This window comes from Streptococcus sp. k-90 (genome assembly GCF_013277565.1).
In the GTDB taxonomy this organism is placed as follows: domain Bacteria; phylum Bacillota; class Bacilli; order Lactobacillales; family Streptococcaceae; genus Streptococcus.
Window position 1 is genome coordinate 1 of the sequence record NZ_VMNE01000034.1, and the last position, 19,092, is coordinate 19,092.

Annotated in this window: 20 protein-coding genes; 4 read left to right on the forward strand and 16 right to left on the reverse strand. The window is 42.5% G+C overall.

Annotated features, from left to right (window positions below):
• Window positions 1-94: 94 nt before the first annotated feature.
• The 14 genes from recG to nrdR all read right to left on the reverse strand — a co-directional run bounded on the left by recG (window position 95) and on the right by nrdR (window position 14,150).
• Window positions 95-2,110 carry an ATP-dependent DNA helicase RecG gene (gene recG / locus HT734_RS08820; protein ID WP_173277900.1) on the reverse strand — a complete coding sequence of 672 codons (2,016 nt, stop codon included), beginning with the start codon at window positions 2,108-2,110 and terminating at the stop codon, window positions 95-97.
• An 18-nt stretch (window positions 2,111-2,128) separates the two neighbouring features.
• The gene (gene alr / locus HT734_RS08825) at window positions 2,129-3,232 is read right to left on the reverse strand and encodes an alanine racemase (protein ID WP_173277899.1); all 1,104 of its coding nucleotides are present in this window, start codon (window positions 3,230-3,232) and stop codon (window positions 2,129-2,131) included.
• Window positions 3,222-3,584, reverse strand: a complete 363-nt coding sequence (gene acpS, locus HT734_RS08830; RefSeq protein WP_049538791.1) for a holo-ACP synthase — start codon at window positions 3,582-3,584, stop codon at window positions 3,222-3,224. Before acpS ends, alr begins: the two co-directional genes overlap by 11 nt.
• Window positions 3,585-3,629: 45 nt before the next feature.
• Window positions 3,630-4,661, reverse strand: coding sequence for a 3-deoxy-7-phosphoheptulonate synthase (locus HT734_RS08835; RefSeq protein WP_173277897.1), 1,032 nt, complete (start codon window positions 4,659-4,661; stop codon window positions 3,630-3,632).
• A gap of 1 nt (window position 4,662) precedes the next feature.
• A complete protein-coding gene (locus HT734_RS08840) occupies window positions 4,663-5,694 on the reverse strand; it encodes a 3-deoxy-7-phosphoheptulonate synthase (RefSeq protein ID WP_000232187.1) in 1,032 nt (343 codons plus the stop codon).
• Window positions 5,695-5,774: 80 nt separating this feature from the next.
• Complete coding sequence (gene secA / locus HT734_RS08845; protein WP_173267205.1) at window positions 5,775-8,288, reverse strand: preprotein translocase subunit SecA; 2,514 nt, start codon at window positions 8,286-8,288, stop codon at window positions 5,775-5,777.
• A 145-nt stretch (window positions 8,289-8,433) separates the two neighbouring features.
• Window positions 8,434-8,721: a hypothetical protein gene (locus HT734_RS08850; protein ID WP_054388004.1), complete on the reverse strand. Its 288-nt coding sequence runs from the start codon at window positions 8,719-8,721 to the stop codon at window positions 8,434-8,436.
• Between the two features lie 32 nt (window positions 8,722-8,753).
• Window positions 8,754-9,089, reverse strand: coding sequence for a hypothetical protein (locus HT734_RS08855; RefSeq protein ID WP_173277895.1), 336 nt, complete (start codon window positions 9,087-9,089; stop codon window positions 8,754-8,756).
• Between the two features lie 68 nt (window positions 9,090-9,157).
• Window positions 9,158-9,493 carry a hypothetical protein gene (locus HT734_RS08860; protein WP_173277966.1) on the reverse strand — a complete coding sequence of 112 codons (336 nt, stop codon included), beginning with the start codon at window positions 9,491-9,493 and terminating at the stop codon, window positions 9,158-9,160.
• Between the two features lie 82 nt (window positions 9,494-9,575).
• Complete coding sequence (der, locus tag HT734_RS08865; RefSeq protein ID WP_001207696.1) at window positions 9,576-10,886, reverse strand: ribosome biogenesis GTPase Der; 1,311 nt, start codon at window positions 10,884-10,886, stop codon at window positions 9,576-9,578.
• 13 nt (window positions 10,887-10,899) lie between these two features.
• A complete protein-coding gene (locus HT734_RS08870) occupies window positions 10,900-11,613 on the reverse strand; it encodes an NADPH-dependent oxidoreductase (protein ID WP_173277893.1) in 714 nt (237 codons plus the stop codon).
• Window positions 11,610-12,506: a primosomal protein DnaI gene (gene dnaI / locus HT734_RS08875; protein ID WP_042900503.1), complete on the reverse strand. Its 897-nt coding sequence runs from the start codon at window positions 12,504-12,506 to the stop codon at window positions 11,610-11,612. The genes HT734_RS08870 and dnaI overlap by 4 nt, the downstream gene beginning before the upstream one ends.
• A complete protein-coding gene (locus HT734_RS08880) occupies window positions 12,507-13,676 on the reverse strand; it encodes a replication initiation and membrane attachment family protein (protein ID WP_173277891.1) in 1,170 nt (389 codons plus the stop codon).
• Entirely contained in the window at window positions 13,677-14,150 is a 474-nt protein-coding gene (gene nrdR, locus HT734_RS08885) for a transcriptional regulator NrdR (RefSeq protein ID WP_001203672.1), read from the reverse strand.
• 139 nt (window positions 14,151-14,289) lie between these two features.
• Here nrdR and HT734_RS08890 point away from each other — a divergent pair, with 139 nt between their 5' ends.
• The 4 genes from HT734_RS08890 to HT734_RS08905 all read left to right on the forward strand — a co-directional run bounded on the left by HT734_RS08890 (window position 14,290) and on the right by HT734_RS08905 (window position 17,824).
• The gene (locus tag HT734_RS08890; protein WP_000119150.1) at window positions 14,290-14,655 is read left to right on the forward strand and encodes a GntR family transcriptional regulator; all 366 of its coding nucleotides are present in this window, start codon (window positions 14,290-14,292) and stop codon (window positions 14,653-14,655) included.
• A 4-nt stretch (window positions 14,656-14,659) separates the two neighbouring features.
• The gene (locus HT734_RS08895; RefSeq protein ID WP_173277889.1) at window positions 14,660-15,355 is read left to right on the forward strand and encodes an ABC transporter ATP-binding protein; all 696 of its coding nucleotides are present in this window, start codon (window positions 14,660-14,662) and stop codon (window positions 15,353-15,355) included.
• Between the two features lie 15 nt (window positions 15,356-15,370).
• Window positions 15,371-16,138: a hypothetical protein gene (locus HT734_RS08900; protein ID WP_173277887.1), complete on the forward strand. Its 768-nt coding sequence runs from the start codon at window positions 15,371-15,373 to the stop codon at window positions 16,136-16,138.
• 138 nt (window positions 16,139-16,276) lie between these two features.
• Window positions 16,277-17,824 (forward strand): ABC transporter ATP-binding protein, encoded by a 1,548-nt coding sequence (locus HT734_RS08905; protein WP_173277885.1) that lies wholly within the window; start codon window positions 16,277-16,279, stop codon window positions 17,822-17,824.
• A gap of 51 nt (window positions 17,825-17,875) precedes the next feature.
• On the opposite strand, the gene HT734_RS08910 is transcribed toward HT734_RS08905, so the two are convergent.
• Together HT734_RS08910 and HT734_RS08915 are read right to left on the reverse strand one after the other, a co-directional pair.
• Entirely contained in the window at window positions 17,876-18,571 is a 696-nt protein-coding gene (locus HT734_RS08910) for an LrgB family protein (protein ID WP_001288952.1), read from the reverse strand.
• Complete coding sequence (locus HT734_RS08915; RefSeq protein ID WP_000781325.1) at window positions 18,568-18,942, reverse strand: CidA/LrgA family protein; 375 nt, start codon at window positions 18,940-18,942, stop codon at window positions 18,568-18,570. The genes HT734_RS08910 and HT734_RS08915 overlap by 4 nt, the downstream gene beginning before the upstream one ends.
• Window positions 18,943-19,092: the final 150 nt, after the last annotated feature.

A 19,092-nucleotide genomic window follows, 5' to 3' on the forward strand; every position in this document is an offset into this window, starting at 1 on the left:
AAAATCAAAGAGCAAACTAGGAAACTAGCCGCAGGCTGTACTTGAGTACGGCAAGGCGACGTTGACGTGGTTTAAATTTGATTTTCGAAGAGTATTAATCTAAATGTTCTTTCTTTTCCATATGAAGGGCAATCATGCGCCATTCCGAATCCTCTTGCCAACCTTCTATCGAACTAATGTAGCTAGCAACCTTTCTGCCTTCTTCTAAAATCGGAAAATCTTCTATAATATCAGCCACTTGAAACTCTGGGAGACCTGACTGTCTGGTTCCAAAAATCTCACCCGAACCCCGCATTTTCAAATCTTCCTCCGCAAGGACAAATCCATTGGTGGTTTCTGTCATGATGCGCATGCGGTCTTTCCCAGAATCAGTCTTGGGATTAGCAACGAGAACAGCATAGGACTGCTTGTCCCCCCGACCGACACGACCTCTGAGCTGGTGAAGCTGGCTGAGACCGAACCGATCGGCATCCATGATAATCATAACGGTCGCATTGGGAACATTGACCCCGACCTCGATAACCGTCGTCGAAACCAAAATATCCGTTTTTCTCTCTTTGAACTCCTGCATAATCTGGTCTTTTTCGTCACTCTTCATCTTACCATGTAGAAGAGCCACCTCTGCCTTACCAGCAAAATGAGCCGTCAGCTCCTCTGATAAGGCAATAGCATTTTTCAAATCCAGAGCTTCTGATTCTTCAATCAAGGGAGAGATGACATAGGCTTGAGAACCTTTTTGGATTTCCCCCTCTAACCAAGTCAAGACCTGAGGCAGTTGCTCATGCTTAATCCAACGTGTCACAATAGGTTTCCGACCCGCAGGCATCTGGTCGATAATGGAAACATCCATATCGCCAAAGGCTGTGATGGCCAGCGTCCGTGGAATGGGAGTCGCCGTCATCATGAGAACATCTGGATTGTCGCCTTTTTCCCGTAAAATACGCCTTTGCCCCACGCCAAAACGGTGCTGCTCATCGATGATAATCAAACCAAGACGAGCATAATCCACCCCATCTTGTATCAGAGCGTGGGTTCCGATAATCAAATCAGCCTCACCCTTGGCAATGGTTTCCAAGACTTCTCTTTTTTCTGCCGACTTCAAGGAACCTGTCAAAAGAGCTAATTTCAAGTCTGGAAAAAGGTTCTGTAAACTCTCAAAATGTTGCTCTGCAAGGATTTCTGTCGGTACCATGAGGGCAGCCTGATAACCAGCTGTCACCGCCGCAAACATGGCCAAGCCAGCGACCACCGTTTTTCCGCTCCCCACATCCCCTTGTAGGAGACGATTCATGTGGTGGTCGGACTTCATGTCTGTCAAAATTTCCTGCAAACTCTTTTCTTGAGCTGGGGTCAGGGCAAAAGGCAGACTTTCTTTAACAGCCGTCACTTTTTCCTGAGACCAATTCAGAACCAAACCGCTTCCCTGAACTCTATTTTCAGACTTGAGGGTCTGCAATTGCATTTGGAAATAAAAGAGTTCCTCAAACTTGATACGGCGAAGGGCCTGCTTGTATTCTGCCAAATCCTTGGGGAAATGCATGGCACAAACGGCCTGACAACGGGACATGAGTTTGTATTTATCCAGCAAGGACTGAGGAAGATTTTCTTCTATTAAGAGGTCCAGCCCCTGATCAAAGGCCGTCTTGATGACCTTAACCAAACTGGCCTGACTGATTCCCTGAGCCAAGCGATAAACAGGTTGGAGGTCATCTTCCACCTGAGCCAGGACCTTCATCCCTGTCAGACTAGCCTTGGCACGATCCCATTTTCCAAAGACGGCAAGAGTTGCTCCCAACTCTATCTTATCAGCCAGATAGGGCTGGTTAAAGAAGTTCACCGCAAAAACGACTTCTCCCTGCTTAAGACTAAAGCGCAGGCGATTGCGCTTGAAACCATAATACTGGACACTAGCAGGAGTCACGACTTGACCAGAAAGAACCGCCTTTTCACCGTCTTCTAGTTCCAATACTTGCTTGGTCTTGAAATCTTCATAACGGAAAGGAAAGTAGAGCAAGAGATCTTGCAAATTTTCAATTCCTAGTTTGGCGTATTTTTCTGCTGACTTTGGTCCCACACCAGGTAAGACATGCAAGGGTTGATGTAGATTCATGCTCCACTCCTTTCTTTTCTAATCATATTCTCTCGGAATGCGATCGCTGAGGAGACAAACCACCTCATAGTTAATGCTTCCACGGTAGGTCGCTACCTGAGTAGCTGTGATTTCCTTGTCGCCGTTGGTGCCGATCAAGGTTACTTTTGTTCCTAGCGGATAAAGCTTAGGCAGACGAATGGTAATTTGGTCCATTGAAACCCGCCCAACGATTGGGCAAACTTGGCCATCTACCAAGACAGAGAAATTCTGCATGTCTCGTGTCCAACCATCCGCATAACCGATTGGCACGGTCGCGATGACTTGCTCGCTATCCGCTTGATAAGTTGCTCCGTAGCCCATGCAAGCTCCGGCTGGCACTGTCTTGACATGAACCAAGGCAGATTCCAAGGTCAAGGCTGGTTTCAAGTCATAGGGCAAGTCCAATACCTCTCCACTTGGGTTAAGACCATACATAGCATCTCCCATACGAACAGCGTTAAAAATAGTCTCTGCATGCCAAAGAGTCGTTGCAGAATTACTTGCGTGAACCAGGTCTGGAAGACCTTTCATACTTGCCAAAATAGCTTTAAACCGTTCTAACTGGGCATTAAAGTAGTCATCTGATTCCTCGTCTGCAGTAGCAAAGTGGGTAAAAATCCCCTCAACATGCGCACCGTGTTGCTTGAGTATGTCTTGAGCCTGCTCAGCCTTACGAGCCTCTCTAAAACCAATTCGTCCCATTCCTGAGTCAATCTTGAGGTGGACTGTTAAACCAGTTAGGTCTGATTCCTTATCTAAGAGTGATTGAATCCACTCCAGTCCAGCCACAGTCAAGGTGATATCGTATTCTTTAGCAAGAGCAACAGCTTCTAGATCAGAAACTCCTAAAATGAGGATTTTCTTGCTGAGTCCAGCCTGTCTGAGTTCAAGGGCTTCATCGATATTGGAAACGCAAAAGCCATCAACATCATCTTGAATTGCCTTAGCAACAGTAACAGCTCCATGACCATAGGCATTGGCCTTGACCACAGCCCACTTGAGCGTTCCTTGAGGGATATGAGCCCCCATTTGCTGAATATTGTGTCGAATAGCTCCCAGATGAATCAGAGCCTTGGTTGGTCTATGTGGACTAGCTTTCATGATTTTCCTCCAAAATGACACTGGCTGTCACAAGTTGATCTGTATGGCTGATAGACAGCCAAATCTTTCCTGAAAATGGTGACTGACTAAAATAAGGCGCCCCGCGTTCATTGTTCAAAACTTCTAAATCCTGAAAACTGAGCTTTCCAATACCAGTTCCCATAGCCTTGGAAAAAGCCTCCTTAGCCGACCAGCGACCAGCCAAATATTCAATCTGCCTGCGCCCTTTGAGACTGGCAAATCGCTCCATTTCCTTAGTGGTCAGCACGCGCTTGGCAAACCCTTCATGTCGTGCAACTGCGCTTTCTATCGAAGCCAACTCTTCGATATCAATTCCATGTCCAACTATCATACTCATCAAAAGGAGTTGAGAATCCCCCAACTCCATCCTTTTCACTTATTTTGTCAAGGTAGCATAGATTTCTTCTACCAAGGCCTCTGTATTTTCCCAACCTAGGCAAGGATCGGTAATGGAACATCCAAAGACCTCTGGTTGGTTTTGACGACCATCTGCTAGGTAAGATTCAATCATAAAGCCTCGAACTGTCTTTTTAATCTTCTCATTCCAATCACGATTTTGCAAGGTCTGACGGACAATTCGAATCTGTTCCATATATTGCTTGCCAGAATTATCATGGTTGGTATCAATGAGGATAAAGGGATTTTCAAGTCCCATGGCTTCATAGCGCTCAATGGCATTTAACAAAGTTTCATAGTAGAAGTTAGGCTCATTTTTCCCATATTCATTAACTGCACCACGAAGGATGACGTGGGCTAAAGAATTTCCTGAAGTCTCAACTTCTTGACCATGGAAGAGGAAGGTCTGTTTGTTCTGAGCGGCATAGATGCCATTAAACATGACACCCAGATTTCCAGAGGTTGGATTTTTCATTCCGACTGGTGCATCAATCCCTGAGGCCACAAAACGGTGCTCTTGGTCTTCCACAGAACGAGCCCCAACAGCATGGTAGCTGACCAAATCATCCACCAAGACCAGATTTGACGGATAAAGCATCTCATCTGCCGTTGTCAAACCAGTCTCTGTAATCACGCGGTAGTGCAACTGGCGCACAGCCTGCAAGCCGTTAATCAGGCTTGGAGCCTTAGAGGTATCTGGTTGGTGAACCAAACCTTTATAACCGTCTCCATTGGTGCGAGGTTTAGCAGTATAAACACGCATAACCATGAAAATCTTGTCCGCCACCTTCTTTTGCAAGGCGGATAAACGGCGGGCATATTCCAAGACAGCCTCTTCATTATCAGAAGAGCAAGGACCAATCACCAAAAGGATGCGGTCATCTTCTCCTGAAATGATGTCTGCCAATTCTCTATCACGACGCTCCTTTAGTCGCAAGGCTTCCGCAGACAATTGGGTTTCTGCCTTGATTGCTTCAATATCAATTTCTTGACCTTTTTCAATAAATGCCATACTATTCTCCTAGCGTTTGGTAGATTTCTCTGACAAGGGCTTCTGTATTTTCCCAGCCAAGGCAAGGGTCTGTGATCGACTTGCCAAATACTTCTGGTTCGTTCTGACGACCGTCTTCTAGATAAGACTCAATCATAAAGCCACGAACATACTGCTTGATTTTTTCATTCCAATCACGGTTAATCAAGGTCTGGCGGACAATTCGAATCTGATCCATGTATTGCTTACCAGAGTTGTCATGATTGGTATCCACGATGATAAAGGGATTTTCCAAGCCCATTTTCTCATACTGGGCAATGGTATCCATCAAATTATCATAGTAGTAGTTAGGAATATTCTTACCATACTCATTGATTGCTCCACGAAGAATAGCGTGCGAAAGCGGGTTCCCAGTTGTTTCCACTTCTTTTCCTAGGAAAAGGAAACTCTGTTTGTTTTGAGCAGCATAAATCCCATTAAACATGACATTGAGATTTCCAGAGGTTGGATTTTTAAACCCAGTCGCGAAATCTGCCCCACTTGCCACAAAGCGGTGTTGCTGATCTTCAACTGAACGGGCACCAACTGCCATGTAAGAAATCAAATCATCCACTAGCGGAAGATTTTCAGGATAAAGCATTTCATCAGCTGTTGTCATACCGGTTTCCGTAATGACACGATAGTGAAGATGGCGAACGGCTTTGATTCCGTTGATGAGACTAGGCGCTTCTGCCGTGTTAGGCTGGTGAATCAAGCCCTTATAGCCATCTCCGTTGGTACGGGGTTTGGCAGTATAAACACGCATAACCATAAAGATACGGTCTGCTACTTCTTCTTGTAGGACTGCCAAACGCTTAGCGTACTCAAGAACAGCTTCTTCATTGTCAGATGAGCATGGCCCGATTACCAAGAGAACTCGCTGGTCATCTCCACGTATAATGGCTTCTAGCTCTTGATCGCGCTGTGATTTTCTCTCCAAAGCTTGTCCTTCCAATTTTGATAAGGCACGAACTTCTTCAATATTAATTTTAGGACTTTTTGCTGTAAATACCATAACTCATCTCCTTATAAAGCAAACGGATACCAAGTAAAAATATACTTTTCACAAGGTATCCGCCTCTAAACTATCTCATTTTATTGTCTTTTTCCGTGACAGTTTTTAAACTTCTTACCAGAACCACATGGGCAAAGTTCATTACGTCCAATCTGGCTCAAATCCAAATCTTCTGGCATATTTGCTTGGTGGGCAGCGATATTGCGGGTCGCTGTTGTACTGATATGGTGTTCTGCTTGTGGTCTTTCTTGTTCATGAATTTGTGCTTTCATCATCAAGCGTGTCACATCAAACTCAATCGAACCAATCATGTCATTAAACATACGGAAACCTTCTGCCTGATACTCAACAACAGGGTTGTTCTGAGCATAGCCACGAAGTCCAACCGCGTTACGCAATTGATCAAGGGCATCGATATGATCTGTCCACTTGTTATCTACAACTCGTAGAATCAAGACTTTTTGGAATTCTTTGACTGCTTCTTCATCGCGTAGTTTTGAAACCTGACTATCGTAAACCTTCAAGGCACGTTCGAAGAGCTCTTCCTTAATAGCCTTATCAGACAAGCCTGACAAGTCTTCAACAGAAATAGAATCTTCTGGAAGCAAGTTGTACTTAGCAAAGTTCAAAATTGCTTCTAGTTTTTCATCTTGTTTGGCACGCGCATGACCATCAACGACACGACCAATCGTGCGTTTGATCATAGAGTGAATTTCAGGTGCCAAGTCACGATCTGCAGTGATAACGTCGTAACGTTGAGCATAGATAATCTCACGTTGTTCACGCATGACGTCATCGTATTGAAGGACTTGTTTACGGGTATCGTAGTTATTTCCTTCGACACGTTTTTGCGCTGCTTCAACCTGACGTGTCAACATACGAGACTCAATTGCCTCTTCAGACATGTTGAGACGTTCAAAGATTCCCTTCAAGCGTTCAGAACCAAAACGTTTCATCAAGTCATCTTCAAGAGATAGGTAGAATTGTGACTCACCTGGATCTCCTTGACGACCTGAACGTCCACGAAGCTGGTTATCGATACGACGGCTTTCATGACGTTCTGTACCAATCACACAAAGTCCACCCAATTCGCGAACCCCTTCACCAAGCTTGATGTCGGTACCACGACCGGCCATGTTGGTTGCGATGGTAACAGCACCACGTTGACCAGCATTCATGATGATTTGGGCTTCTTTATAGTGGTTTTTAGCATTCAAGACTTCGTGAGGTACACCAGCTGCGACCAATTTCTTAGAAATGTAGTCACTGGTTTCAACCGCTACTGTACCAACCAAGACAGGCTGACCTTTTTGGTAACGAGCCTTAACGTCTTCAACAACCGCTTTAAACTTAGCTTCAATGCTAGCAAAAAGTAGGTCTGGATGGTCAATACGTTGAACAGGACGGTTTGTTGGGATTGGAATAACACGAATGTTGTAAATTTCACGGAATTCTTCTTCCTCAGTCTTACCTGTACCCGTCATACCAGACAATTTCTTGTACATACGGAAAAGGTTTTGGTAAGTGATTGAGGCAGATGTCTTGGTTTCATCCTGAATTGGCACACCTTCTTTGGCTTCAATGGCTTGGTGCAATCCATCAGAATAACGACGACCTTCCATAGTACGACCTGTAAATTGGTCGACGATCAGAATTTCTTGCTCTTCGCTCACCACATAGTCAATATCGAGAAGCATGATGTAGTTGGCACGAAGAGCATTATCAATAAAGTGAGTCAAAGCCACATTTTCGATGTCATAGAGGTTTTCAAGTTTGAAGTAGCTTTCAGCCTTGTCAATCCCTGAATCAGACAAACCAATAGTCTTAGACTGCACATCGATGATGTAGTCGTCTTTGTCCAACGATTTTACATAGTGGTCTGCCATATGGTAGAGCTGACTGGTTTCAACTGCGTTAGCACCTGATACAATCAAAGGTGTACGTGCCTCGTCAATCAAGATTGAGTCAACCTCATCGACCAAGGCATAGTTGAGCGGACGTTGTACCATGTTTTCAGCACGAACAACCATATTGTCACGAAGGTAGTCAAATCCGATTTCTGAGTTGGTTGAATAAGTAATATCACACTCATAGGCTTCTTTTTTCTCCATTGGAGATTTGGCAGCCAAGTTAATCCCTACTGACAAGCCAAGCCAAGAGTACAATTCACCCATCTCAGTCGCGTCACGTTCAGACAGATATTCATTGACCGTAACTACGTGAACCCCTTTACCTGAAAGAGCATTGAGGTATACGGGCATGGTCGCAGTCAAGGTTTTTCCTTCCCCTGTACGCATCTCTGGCACGTCACCATGGTGAAGTACGATTCCTCCCATGACCTGAACCTTATATGGGAAGAGACCTAGGACACGTTTGGCACCCTCACGGACAACCGCAAATGCTTCATAAAGCAATGAATCCAGTGATTCTCCATTTTGATAACGTTCTTTAAATTCAACTGTTTTTGCTTTTAGTTGGTCGTCAGTCAAAGCAGCCATTTGGTCTTCGTATTTGAAAACCTTGTCAGCCATCTTTTCCAGACGACGGATTTCTCCTTTATCATTTTCGATAATTGTTTTTAAAATATTAGCCATGTTTTTCCTTACTTTAAATTCCGAATATTTTAGAATGTTCTTTTAATTTTAGCACAATTACTGATTATTTTCAAGGAAGAATCCCCATTTTGAAAAGGAAAAAGAGGCTAGTTCCCAAGCTAACCTCTCTGACTTTTATGTTGGTTTAATTGCCAAAAATCGGCAAAATGGCAAATAGGATAAATAGATTTATCCAAAGAGAAAGACAGCAGATGAGTCCAAAAACAAAGAGACTGACTTTCTTGGACAGCAAGGCCATCAAAATAGACAGAATACCAAAAACTAGCAAGACTTTCTGTATGCTGAAGAGGTCAATCTTTCCCCCCAGAATCGGACTGCCCCAAGGAAGAAAGAAGAAAGCAATCCAGATTAGCAGAACTAAACCAATATAGACCTTGGAATAGCGTGTAATGAATGATTTTAGATGTACCATAAGCTACCTCCTATCAACAAAAAACATATAAATCAATGTCTCCCCGCTTTAGACTTCCCTAGCTCCCGTCTCAAGCGAAACATTTTTTTGAAACAGATATAGTCTAACCAGTCACTAGCAAAAGCAATAAATAGTAATAATAGCCAAATGCCCCAAAGCTTGATATCTGCCACATTTCTCAAGACGATATTGAAAAGCAGGACTGAAAAAACTGTCCAAGCAAGGCTAAAAAGAGCATAGAGGGTGATGTAAATCCAGTAAAAATAGTAAAAAATTGGGAAAAATTTACTATCTCTATTATCCTTGTCAATCCAGCTGAAAAAGTAAATACAGGGAAATATGAGCAAGAATTTAAACAAATGTTCCATCAGCGACACCTCCTCTTTAAAATTGTTTTCTTTAGTTTTGTTCTATTAAATGTTATTACCAATATAAATCAATGCCTTCCACCTTTAGACTTCCCTAGTTCTCGTCTCAAGCGAAGCATTTTTTTGAAACAGAAATAAGTTGACCTATTCAGACCAATAGCTAGCAGAATAAAAAGAAACCAAATGCCCCATAACTTGATATCTGTCAAATTTCTCAAGACGATATTGAAAAACAGAACTGAAATAACTGTCCAAGCAAGACTAAAAAGAGAATAGAGAGGGATGTAAACCCAGTAAAAATAGTAAAAAATTGGGAAAAATTTACTATTTCTGTTGGCCTTTTCAATCCAGTTATCAAAATAAAAGTAAGGTGCTAAAAATAAGAATTTAAACAAATGTTCCATCATCGACACCTCCCTTTGATAGCGTTTTCTTCCACTTCATTCTATCAAAAAAATCTGGAAATGTCATTCCAGATTCTACTTTTTATTTGCGTTTTCTTGCGATGAGATGAATTGGTGTTCCCTCAAAAACAAAGGCCTTGCGGATTTGATTTTCCAAGAAACGCAGGTAAGAAAAGTGCATGAGTTCTTCTTCGTTTACAAAGATAACAAAGGTTGGTGGTTTGGTTGCCACTTGAGTCGCATAGAAAATCTTGAGACGTTTCCCTTTGTCTGTCGGTGTTGGGTTGATGGCAATGGCATCCATGATGACATCGTTCAAGACAGCTGATGGGATACGTGTGTTTTGACTTTCGCTGATTTGCTTGATCATCTCAGGAAGTTTGTGGAGACGTTGCTTGGTCAAGGCTGATACAAAGATAATCGGTGCGTAAGGAAGGTATTGGAACTGCTCACGGATATCTTCTTCCCAGTTTTTCATAGTATGATTGTCTTTTTCAAGTGTATCCCACTTGTTGACCACGATAATCATTCCTTTGCCAGCTTCATGGGCAAATCCTGCGATACGCTTGTCGTATTCACGGATTCCTTCTTCCGCATTGATGACCATCAAGACCACATCTGAGCGGTCAATAGCACGCATGGCACGCATGACAGAGTATTTCTCAGTATTTTCATAAACCTTACCAGACTTACGCATACCAGCCGTATCAATCATGGTAAACTCTTGACCATCTGTATCTGTAAAGTGGGTATCAATGGCGTCACGAGTTGTTCCAGCAACAGGACTGGCAATGACACGGTCTTCTCCCAAGATAGCGTTAATCAAGCTTGATTTTCCAACGTTTGGACGACCAATCAGGCTAAACTTAATGACATCTGGATTTTCTTCTTCATATTCATTTGGAAGATTTTCTACGATGGCGTCTAGCACATCCCCTGTACCGATACCATGGACAGATGAGATCGGCAGTGGTTCGCCCAAACCGAGGGCATAGAAATCATAGATATCGTTTCGCATCTCAGGATTATCCACCTTGTTAACCGCGAGGATAACTGGTTTGTGGGTCTTGTAAAGCTTACGAGCTACGTATTCGTCTGCATCGGTAATTCCTTCCTTACCAGACACGACAAAGACGATAACATCTGCTTCTTCCATGGCAATTTCTGCCTGGTGCTTGATTTGTTCCATGAAAGGAGCATCGACATCATCGATTCCTCCTGTATCAATCATGCTAAAAGAGCGATTGAGCCACTCACCCGTCGCATAGATACGGTCACGTGTCACTCCTTCGACATCTTCTACAATGGAGATTCGCTCACCAGCGATCCGATTAAATAGGGTTGATTTCCCAACATTGGGACGTCCTACAATGGCAATAGTTGGTAGGGCCATAATTTCTCACTTTCTACAATAACTTCTTCTGTTCAAGATTTTTTCTAGTTGAGCTTGGTTCTGCTTGTCCAAACTGTTCTGCTAGACGCTGGCTCCAGCTTGTGGTCGCACGCGCCCCAGCATAGTCCGCCTGTACACGGTCATAAGCCTCAATCACATCAACTGTTTGTTCCTGGTATTCTTCCTCAAAAACCACCTGATGCAATGGCAAGCGAGGTTTGACTTCATGTTCTTCATTTGGTAAACCTAGTGCCATCCCAAAGACAGGATAGGTGTAGTCAGGCAGGTTAAAGAGCTCTGCCATTTCTTCTGACTTGTAACGCACCAAGCCAATAATGACACCACCATAGCCCAAGCTTTCAGCTGCCAGCAAGGCATTTTGACCAGCAAGAGCCGCATCGACTGAACTAATCAAGAGACCTTCTACACCTTGAGGTTGGAAGTTGTCAGTATGAAGCTGAGCTCCCTTTTCCGCTCGGTTCAAATCTCCGACAAAGAGAAGGAAAACAGCAGACTGGCGAATAGCTTCTTGAGGTACCAATTCATACAAGGCATCTTTCTTTTCTTGACTTCGCACTACAATCACAGAGTAGGATTGGAAATTCTTCCAAGACGAGGCCATCTGGGCTGCTGTCAGGATTTCAGTCAAATCTTCCTGAGGAAGGGCTTGCTCTTTAAACCTGCGCACTGAAGTGTGAGCCTTCATTAATTTGATTGTTTCTGTCATCGACGGTTTACTCCTTCTAAACGAGTCTCCTCAGCCAAATAACGGATGCGTTCCATGACGCGTCTGGCTTCCCAGGTTTCGTCATTTCCATGTTTCCCTTTAGCGAAATGCTGCTCCAATTCTTCAAAGTTGAAGTTGGAGGTGAAAAAAGTCGGTAAATTTTCCTGCATCCGATATTGAAGAATGACTTGCAGGATTTCATCACGCACCCAAGCTGTTGATTGCTCGGCACCAATATCATCTAAAATCAGGACTTCAGACAGTTTAATCTCATCTACCAAGGTCTTGACATTACCATCACCGATAGCATTTTTGACATCAATGACAAAGCTAGGATAGTGAAGGAGAGTGGATGAAACACCACGTTTTTCTGATAAATCATGGGCTAGGGCAGCCACCATGAAACTTTTACCCACACCAAAGTCTCCATATAAATAAAGACCTTTTCGAATAGCTGGATATTGTTCCACGAAGGCTAGTAGCTTCTCAAAAACTGGTAAGCGCCCCAAATCATCCAAGTCAACTTGAGCCAAACTAGCTTTCTTAAGACTGGCTGGCAGATTGATTAACTTGAGACGGTTCTTAATAGCCGCTTCTTTTTCCGCTGCGATTAGTTCAGGAGTTTCTTCGTAAGAAACGTCCGCATAGCCATGATTCATAACCAAAATCGGCTTGTAGCCTTTAGCAATATAATCCGTATCCCCACGGAGAAACTTGTCTCTCTCGGTGATGTATTGATTAAACTTGGAGATACTACGATTCAATTCCTCTGGAGTCAAGGATTCTTGCTGGATAAAGGCCGCAACATCAGGGTCCTTCATGATTTTCTGGACCAAATCTTGATAATGAAAACGGCTAGGTTGACGTTTGAGTACGTCTCCGACACTTTCCATCTAATCTCCTCCTTTTTCTAATCGAGCTAATAATTCTTGTTTCTTACGTTCTAGTTCCAGACGAGTTTCCTCGCTGGTTTCATTCTTATAATCTGGATTGCTCCACTTGGGTACATTGGACTTGGTAGGACTCGGTTTACTGCTTTTTTGAGCCTGGCTCTTCTGCCCTCGCTCACGGATTCGCAAGACTGCCTCTTCTGCTGAATGAATCTTTTGATAGGCATAGTCATTGGCTACCTTCATGGCATATTTCTCATTGATATTTGCCGAATCTACCTTATTAAAGGTCAACAAGAGAATAATATTTATGACTTCGTCCAGCAAGCCCAAACCAGCCATCTGTTGCAAGAGGTCTCTTTCTGTTTGGGTAATGGTTCCCTTGCGTGTTTGCTTGATTTCTGCCAAGAACTGCAGGGCAGTCTTACTTTTGGCTTCCTTGATAATGGTTGCTTCCTTAGAACTAAAGTCAGAGGAAACAGGTTTTTGAGCGATTTTTTCCCGCATGCGTTTGGTTGAAATAACCTGGGAAACAGCTGTTGACTTGGCCAATTGATAAGTCTCAAACCAAGTCCATTTTTTCTCCTCGGCAATGGCAAAGAGGTTTAAGACGTCGGACTGCTCATCCGCAAAGCGAAGCCCATCTCGAGCCATAAGCTGACGAAAATGGTCTAAGTCAAAATCGTTGGCCACTTTCTTCTTGAGACTAAGGTCTTCTTGACTTCCCAGTTCTGCCAAGTCTGGAAAGACTTGATTGAGTGAGACAGGTATTTCTTCACCATCAGCACTTTCAACTCCCAAATCCTCCACAGCTGCATCGCCAATCTTCTTCTCCAAAAGTCTACGATACACAGGATGCTCCAAGAAGTCCTGACTAGATAGAGGAGCATGAAGGGCTAACTGATAAACATCCCCCTTTTGATAGAGGGTTAAGAGATTGAAAGCAGATAGGATTTTCAAGGATTTTATCAATCTATCCATTCCAAAGTTGAGATGGTTGAGAATGCTTGAAAAGAGGTATTCCTTTCTACCATTATCCCAAAAACTGATTGTATAAAGATAAAGGCTCAGTGCCTCCTGACCGATAATCGGGAGGTAGCACTGTACCAGAGATGAGGTATCTTGTGACACCCGATTATTCTTTAGATAAGAAAAACGGTCAATTGGCTTCATTTATCTTTCCTTTTTCTTTTTAGAGGACTGGGTGATTTGTTGGAGCAAGCTCTCTAACTCACTGACATCCTTAAAACTACGATAGACACTGGCAAAACGCACATAGGTAATCTCATCCAATTCAGCCAACTCCTCCATGACGAGTGAACCAATATCCTCACTTTGAATTTCATTTTCATTTCGACCACGGAGTTTCTGTTCGATACGATTGACTACCATGTTGATTTCATCACTTGACACAGGACGTTTCTGGGCTGAGCGGATAATCCCATTAAAGATTTTATCTCTGGAGAATTGTTCCCGTGTGCCATCTTTTTTAACAACCACTAGGGTTCTTTCTTCTACCCGTTCGTAGGTTGTAAAACGGTGTTGGCATTCATCGCACTCGCGTCTTCTACGAATGGTGTTCCCTTCTTCTGCTTGGCGACTATCGATAACACTTGACTTGGTAGCCCCACATTTTGGACAACGCATCCTTTCCCTCCTTATCGTTTTCTTTTCATTATACCATTTTTTAAGCGATTCCCAAAACAATTCTTCTTTTTGCTTGACAAGTTTTTTGTTTTGTTGTATTATTTAATTAAGACAAAAGGATAGGAGAAAGGAGACCAAGATGTCCTGGACATTTGACAACAAAAAACCCATCTATTTACAGATTATGGAGAAAATCAAGCTTCAGATTGTTTCCCATACACTGGAGCCCAATCAACAACTTCCAACCGTGCGAGAGCTGGCTAGCGAGGCGGGTGTCAATCCAAACACCATCCAAAGAGCCTTGTCAGACCTCGAACGAGAAGGATTTGTCTACAGCAAGCGCACAACTGGACGGTTTGTGACTGAAGATAAGGAGCTAATCGCCCAATCGCGCAAACAACTATCCGAAGAAGAATTGGAACACTTCGTTTCCTCCATGACCCATTTTGGCTATGAAAAAGAAGAACTACCAGGCGTAGTCAGTGATTATATTAAAGGAGTTTAAGCCTATGTCATTACTAGCATTTGAAAATGTATCCAAATCTTATGGAGCAACCCCAGCCCTTGAAAATGTTTCCCTTGACATCCCAGCTGGAAAAATTGTTGGTCTCCTTGGGCCAAATGGCTCAGGAAAAACAACCCTGATTAAACTAATCAATGGCCTCTTACAACCAGATCAAGGACGTGTCCTTATCAACGACATGGATCCAAGCCCAGCAACTAAGGCTATCGTAGCTTATTTACCTGATACCACCTATCTCAATGAACAAATGAAGGTCAAAGAAGCCCTAACCTACTTCAAAACCTTCTATAAAGATTTCAATCTTGAACACGCCCATCATCTACTTGCTGACCTTGGCATTGATGAAAATAGTCGTCTCAAGAAACTATCAAAAGGTAACAAAGAAAAGGTACAATTAATTTTGGTTATGAGCCGTGATGCTCGTCTTTACGTTCTGGACGAACCCATTGGTGGAGTAGACCCAGCAGCCCGTGAGTATATCCTCAATACCATTATCAACAACTACTCCCCAACTTCTACCGTTTTGATTTCTACTCACTTGATTTCTGATATCGAGCCAATCTTGGATGAAATTGTCTTCCTCAAAGATGGAAAAGTCGTCCGTCAAGGAAATGTAGATGACATTCGCTATGAGTCAGGTGAATCCATTGACCAACTCTTCCGTCAGGAATTTAAGGCCTAAGCAAAGGAGATTATTATGTTTTGGAATTTAGTTCGCTACGAATTTAAAAATGTTAACAAGTGGTATTTAGCCCTCTATGCAGCCGTGCTCATCCTTTCAGTCCCCCTAGGAATGCAAGGACACTACTATTCTTATATATCTTTCAAAGATAGCCAACCTTTCCTATTTATCTTTCTGGCTCTCGTCTTTGGCGGCTTGATAATTACACTTTGGATTTCAACCATTTTCTTGATTATCAAACGCTTCAAAGGTAGTGTCTATGATCGCCAAGGCTATCTGACTTTGACCTTGCCAGTTTCTGAGCACTATATCATCACAGCTAAATTAGTCGGAGCCTTCATCTGGTCTATACTTAGCTCGGCTGTACTGGCTCTAAGTGCTTTTCTTATTGTGACTATAACGGTTCCAGATTGGATGTCACATTATGACTGGTTTCCACTTGTAGAAACATACCTTCCTAAACTCTCTCTTGTGGGGTTATCCTTCCTACTAAATACTATTTCTGGAATCCTCTGCATTTACTTGGCCATTTCCATTGGACAACTGTTCAATGAATACCGTACCGCACTTGCTGTTGCAGCCTACATTGGTATCCAAATCGTCATAGGATTTATTGGAGTTTTCTTCAATACCAGTACTAACTTCTATGTCAATTCACTTGTAGGACTTAATGATAATTTCTATATGGGAGCAAGTACATCCATTATTGAGGAACTCATTTTCATAGCTATCTACTACCTCGGAATCTACTATATCTTGAAAAACAAGGTTAATTTGCAATAGTTTTAAAGTCTGGCGACAATAACTCGCTAGACTTTTTTCGTTCTCAGGACTTACATTTTTATATGAAGTATTTAATAAAAAGGAGTATAATGACTTTAAAACTAATTACATGTATATCGATAAGGAGGTCAACTCTTTATGCTGAAAAGATTTGTTAATAAGAAACACCTCATACTTTACTTCTTTTCTATTGCCATTACTTGGCTGGAAGCAATTATCACGCCAGCCCTTGTTCAGAATATTGTTGCCAGTTTTACCAATCAAGAGCTAGGCATTCTTTGGAAAGTTTTGATTTTAGGAATCCTTGGAAATCTCATCCTCTTACTAGGTTTGGCTGGGAAACGCTATTACTACGCTCGTTTGATTACTGATTTCAAATATGGAATCAAGAGTGCTATTTTCAAGCGATTTTTAAACAGTTATGAGATCGATGAAAAGGATATTTTGTCTGACCTAGAAAACGACGTCAAACAACTAGAAGAAAGCTATATTGAACCAACTGTCATCATCATTTCTTCTCTGGGCTTTACCACTGTGTCCATTCTCTATGCCCTATGGACCAATTTTTACCTGGGCTTGATTTTCATCCTCTTCTACTCCTTTCCTGTACTCTGCAGTGCTATCGGATCAAAGCGTTTGGATTCACTTTCTGAAAAGCGGTCCACTGTTAACCAGAGCTACTTAGCAAGCTTGACAAATTTTATTGGTGGTAGCCAACAAATTCGCCATTATCAGGGGCAAGACTACTTTTTTGCTCGCTACCAAAAGCAATTACAAACCAGTCTAGAGGCCGAAATCAACTATGAAAAACAACGCACTTTAAACAGTCTCTTGATCAATAGCATCGATGCCTTTTGCTCAGTCACACCTATCGTCATCGGTGGCTTTATGACCTACTATAATTATTTAGATGCGGCGAGTTTTGTGGCCATCTATCTGGTTTCCCATAATATCGGCTATCAATTTCAAGAGTTGGCCTACTTTACCAACACCCGAAAAGCGACTCGAACTCTTCTCAACAAATACCAAAAACTTTTGGGTCAGTCTGACTCCATCTCACCTAGAAGTATAGAAAACATTTTCCCTATCCAACTTGACAGCATCTCCCTAGAAAAAGAGGGGGATATCCTCCTGTCTCCGATTTCCATGCACATCAAGCAAGGAGAAAAAATCGCCATTATCGGGGAAAGTGGCTCTGGTAAAACAACCCTGCTCAATATCATTCATGGAGAAGAGACACCGACAAGTGGACAGATTAGCTTTGCTGGTCAGAACCTGTCACGTCAAGAAATCACAAGCTTTAGTTCCTATATTCTCCAAGATAGCCATTACTTTGACACTCTATCTCTGGGAGACAATATCCTTCTGGGACTGGATAAAAATAAAGAGACTTTAAATCATATCCTCAAAAAAACAGGATTGGAACATTTGAAAAATCGAACGCTCAGAAATGATAGTCTATCTGGTGGCGAGAAACAACGCCTAGAAATCGCTCGCGCCCTCTACCATGATAGCCAACTCATCTTAGCAGATGAGATTAAGGCCAATCTTGACTCGGAAAATAGCAGAAAAATTAGCGACTTGCTCTTCTCCCTACCTCAAACAGTCATTGAAGTCATTCACCACTACACGGAAGAAGACTTAAAACACTATGACCAAGTCATTCACTTAATCAAAGAAAAGTAATACTCTATAACATACGATTTTAAAAAGCAAGGAACCCGAATTCCTTGCTTTTTAACTCAATATCAAACTGGCTACAATAGGGCTGACAAAGACATAGAGAATACCGGTGACACCGATAGCCAAACCACCCATAGCTCCTGCTACAGAGCCGTATCGAAAGGCTGTGCCTGTTCCGACTGCATGGCCTGTTCCTCCAAGGGAAAGACCAACAGCTACTGGATCGTCAATTTTCAACCACTTCAAAAGGGTTGGTCCGATGACACTGGTTAAAATCCCTGTCGCCACTACTACCACCAAGGTCACAGTCGTCAAACCTTGCAATTTTTCTGTAATTCCCACTGCCATAGCGGTTGTTACTGACTTGGGAAAGAGAGAAATGGCTAGGAAAAAGTCCATGCCAAAAATCTTAGCTACAAGGGCCGTGAAAGAGGTATTGACAACTACTGCTAGCAGACTACCAAAGAGAATACTCCGAGCATGGTGCTTCATCAAGTGAAAACTCTTATAAAGCGGAATCCCTAGAGCCACGGTCGATGGGACAATCAAGTTGTTCAAATAAACCCCACCTTGGTAGTAATCTTGGTAAGAAATACCCGTCACCTTTAGAAAGATGATAATGAAAACAGCTGACAAAAGCAAGGGCGTTGTCAATGGATGTGGAAAACGTCTGTAAATCAGCATTCCCACTAGGTAAGCTAGGATAGACAGGGCAAGCCCAAACAGGGGATTGGAAACAAATTCACTCATTTGGCATCTCCTTTCTCATAATCTCCCTCAAACCGTCTCTTGATAAACTGAACCACCAAAGCAATGAGGATAATATTGATAACAGCTGCGAAAAAGACAATCAAAACAATTGGCAAAAGATAGGGAGCAATCACATCAAACTTCTCCATAATTCCCACTGCTGGCGGCAAAAAGAGAATGGTCATATTGGCCAGCAAGAAATTCCCAACCATGTTGACATGCCTGGTTCTCAACCACTTGAATTGCAGGGCTAGAAAAAGAATAATCAAACCGATAATACTGCCTGGGATAGGCAAATGAAAGAAACTGGAAATCCCCTCTCCGATTAGAGAAATCACAAAGAGAATCATTAATTGAACATATAATTTCATCCTAAACTCCACGAAATAGACTTCTGCATACCAGTTTACTCTTTTTTCAGAAAATTTCAAGGAAATGCACAAAAATTAATAAAAATAGGGAGAAAAGCGAATACAGACAATTAAAGACTTGTGAAAACAGTGTAATTTAGGATAAAAGAT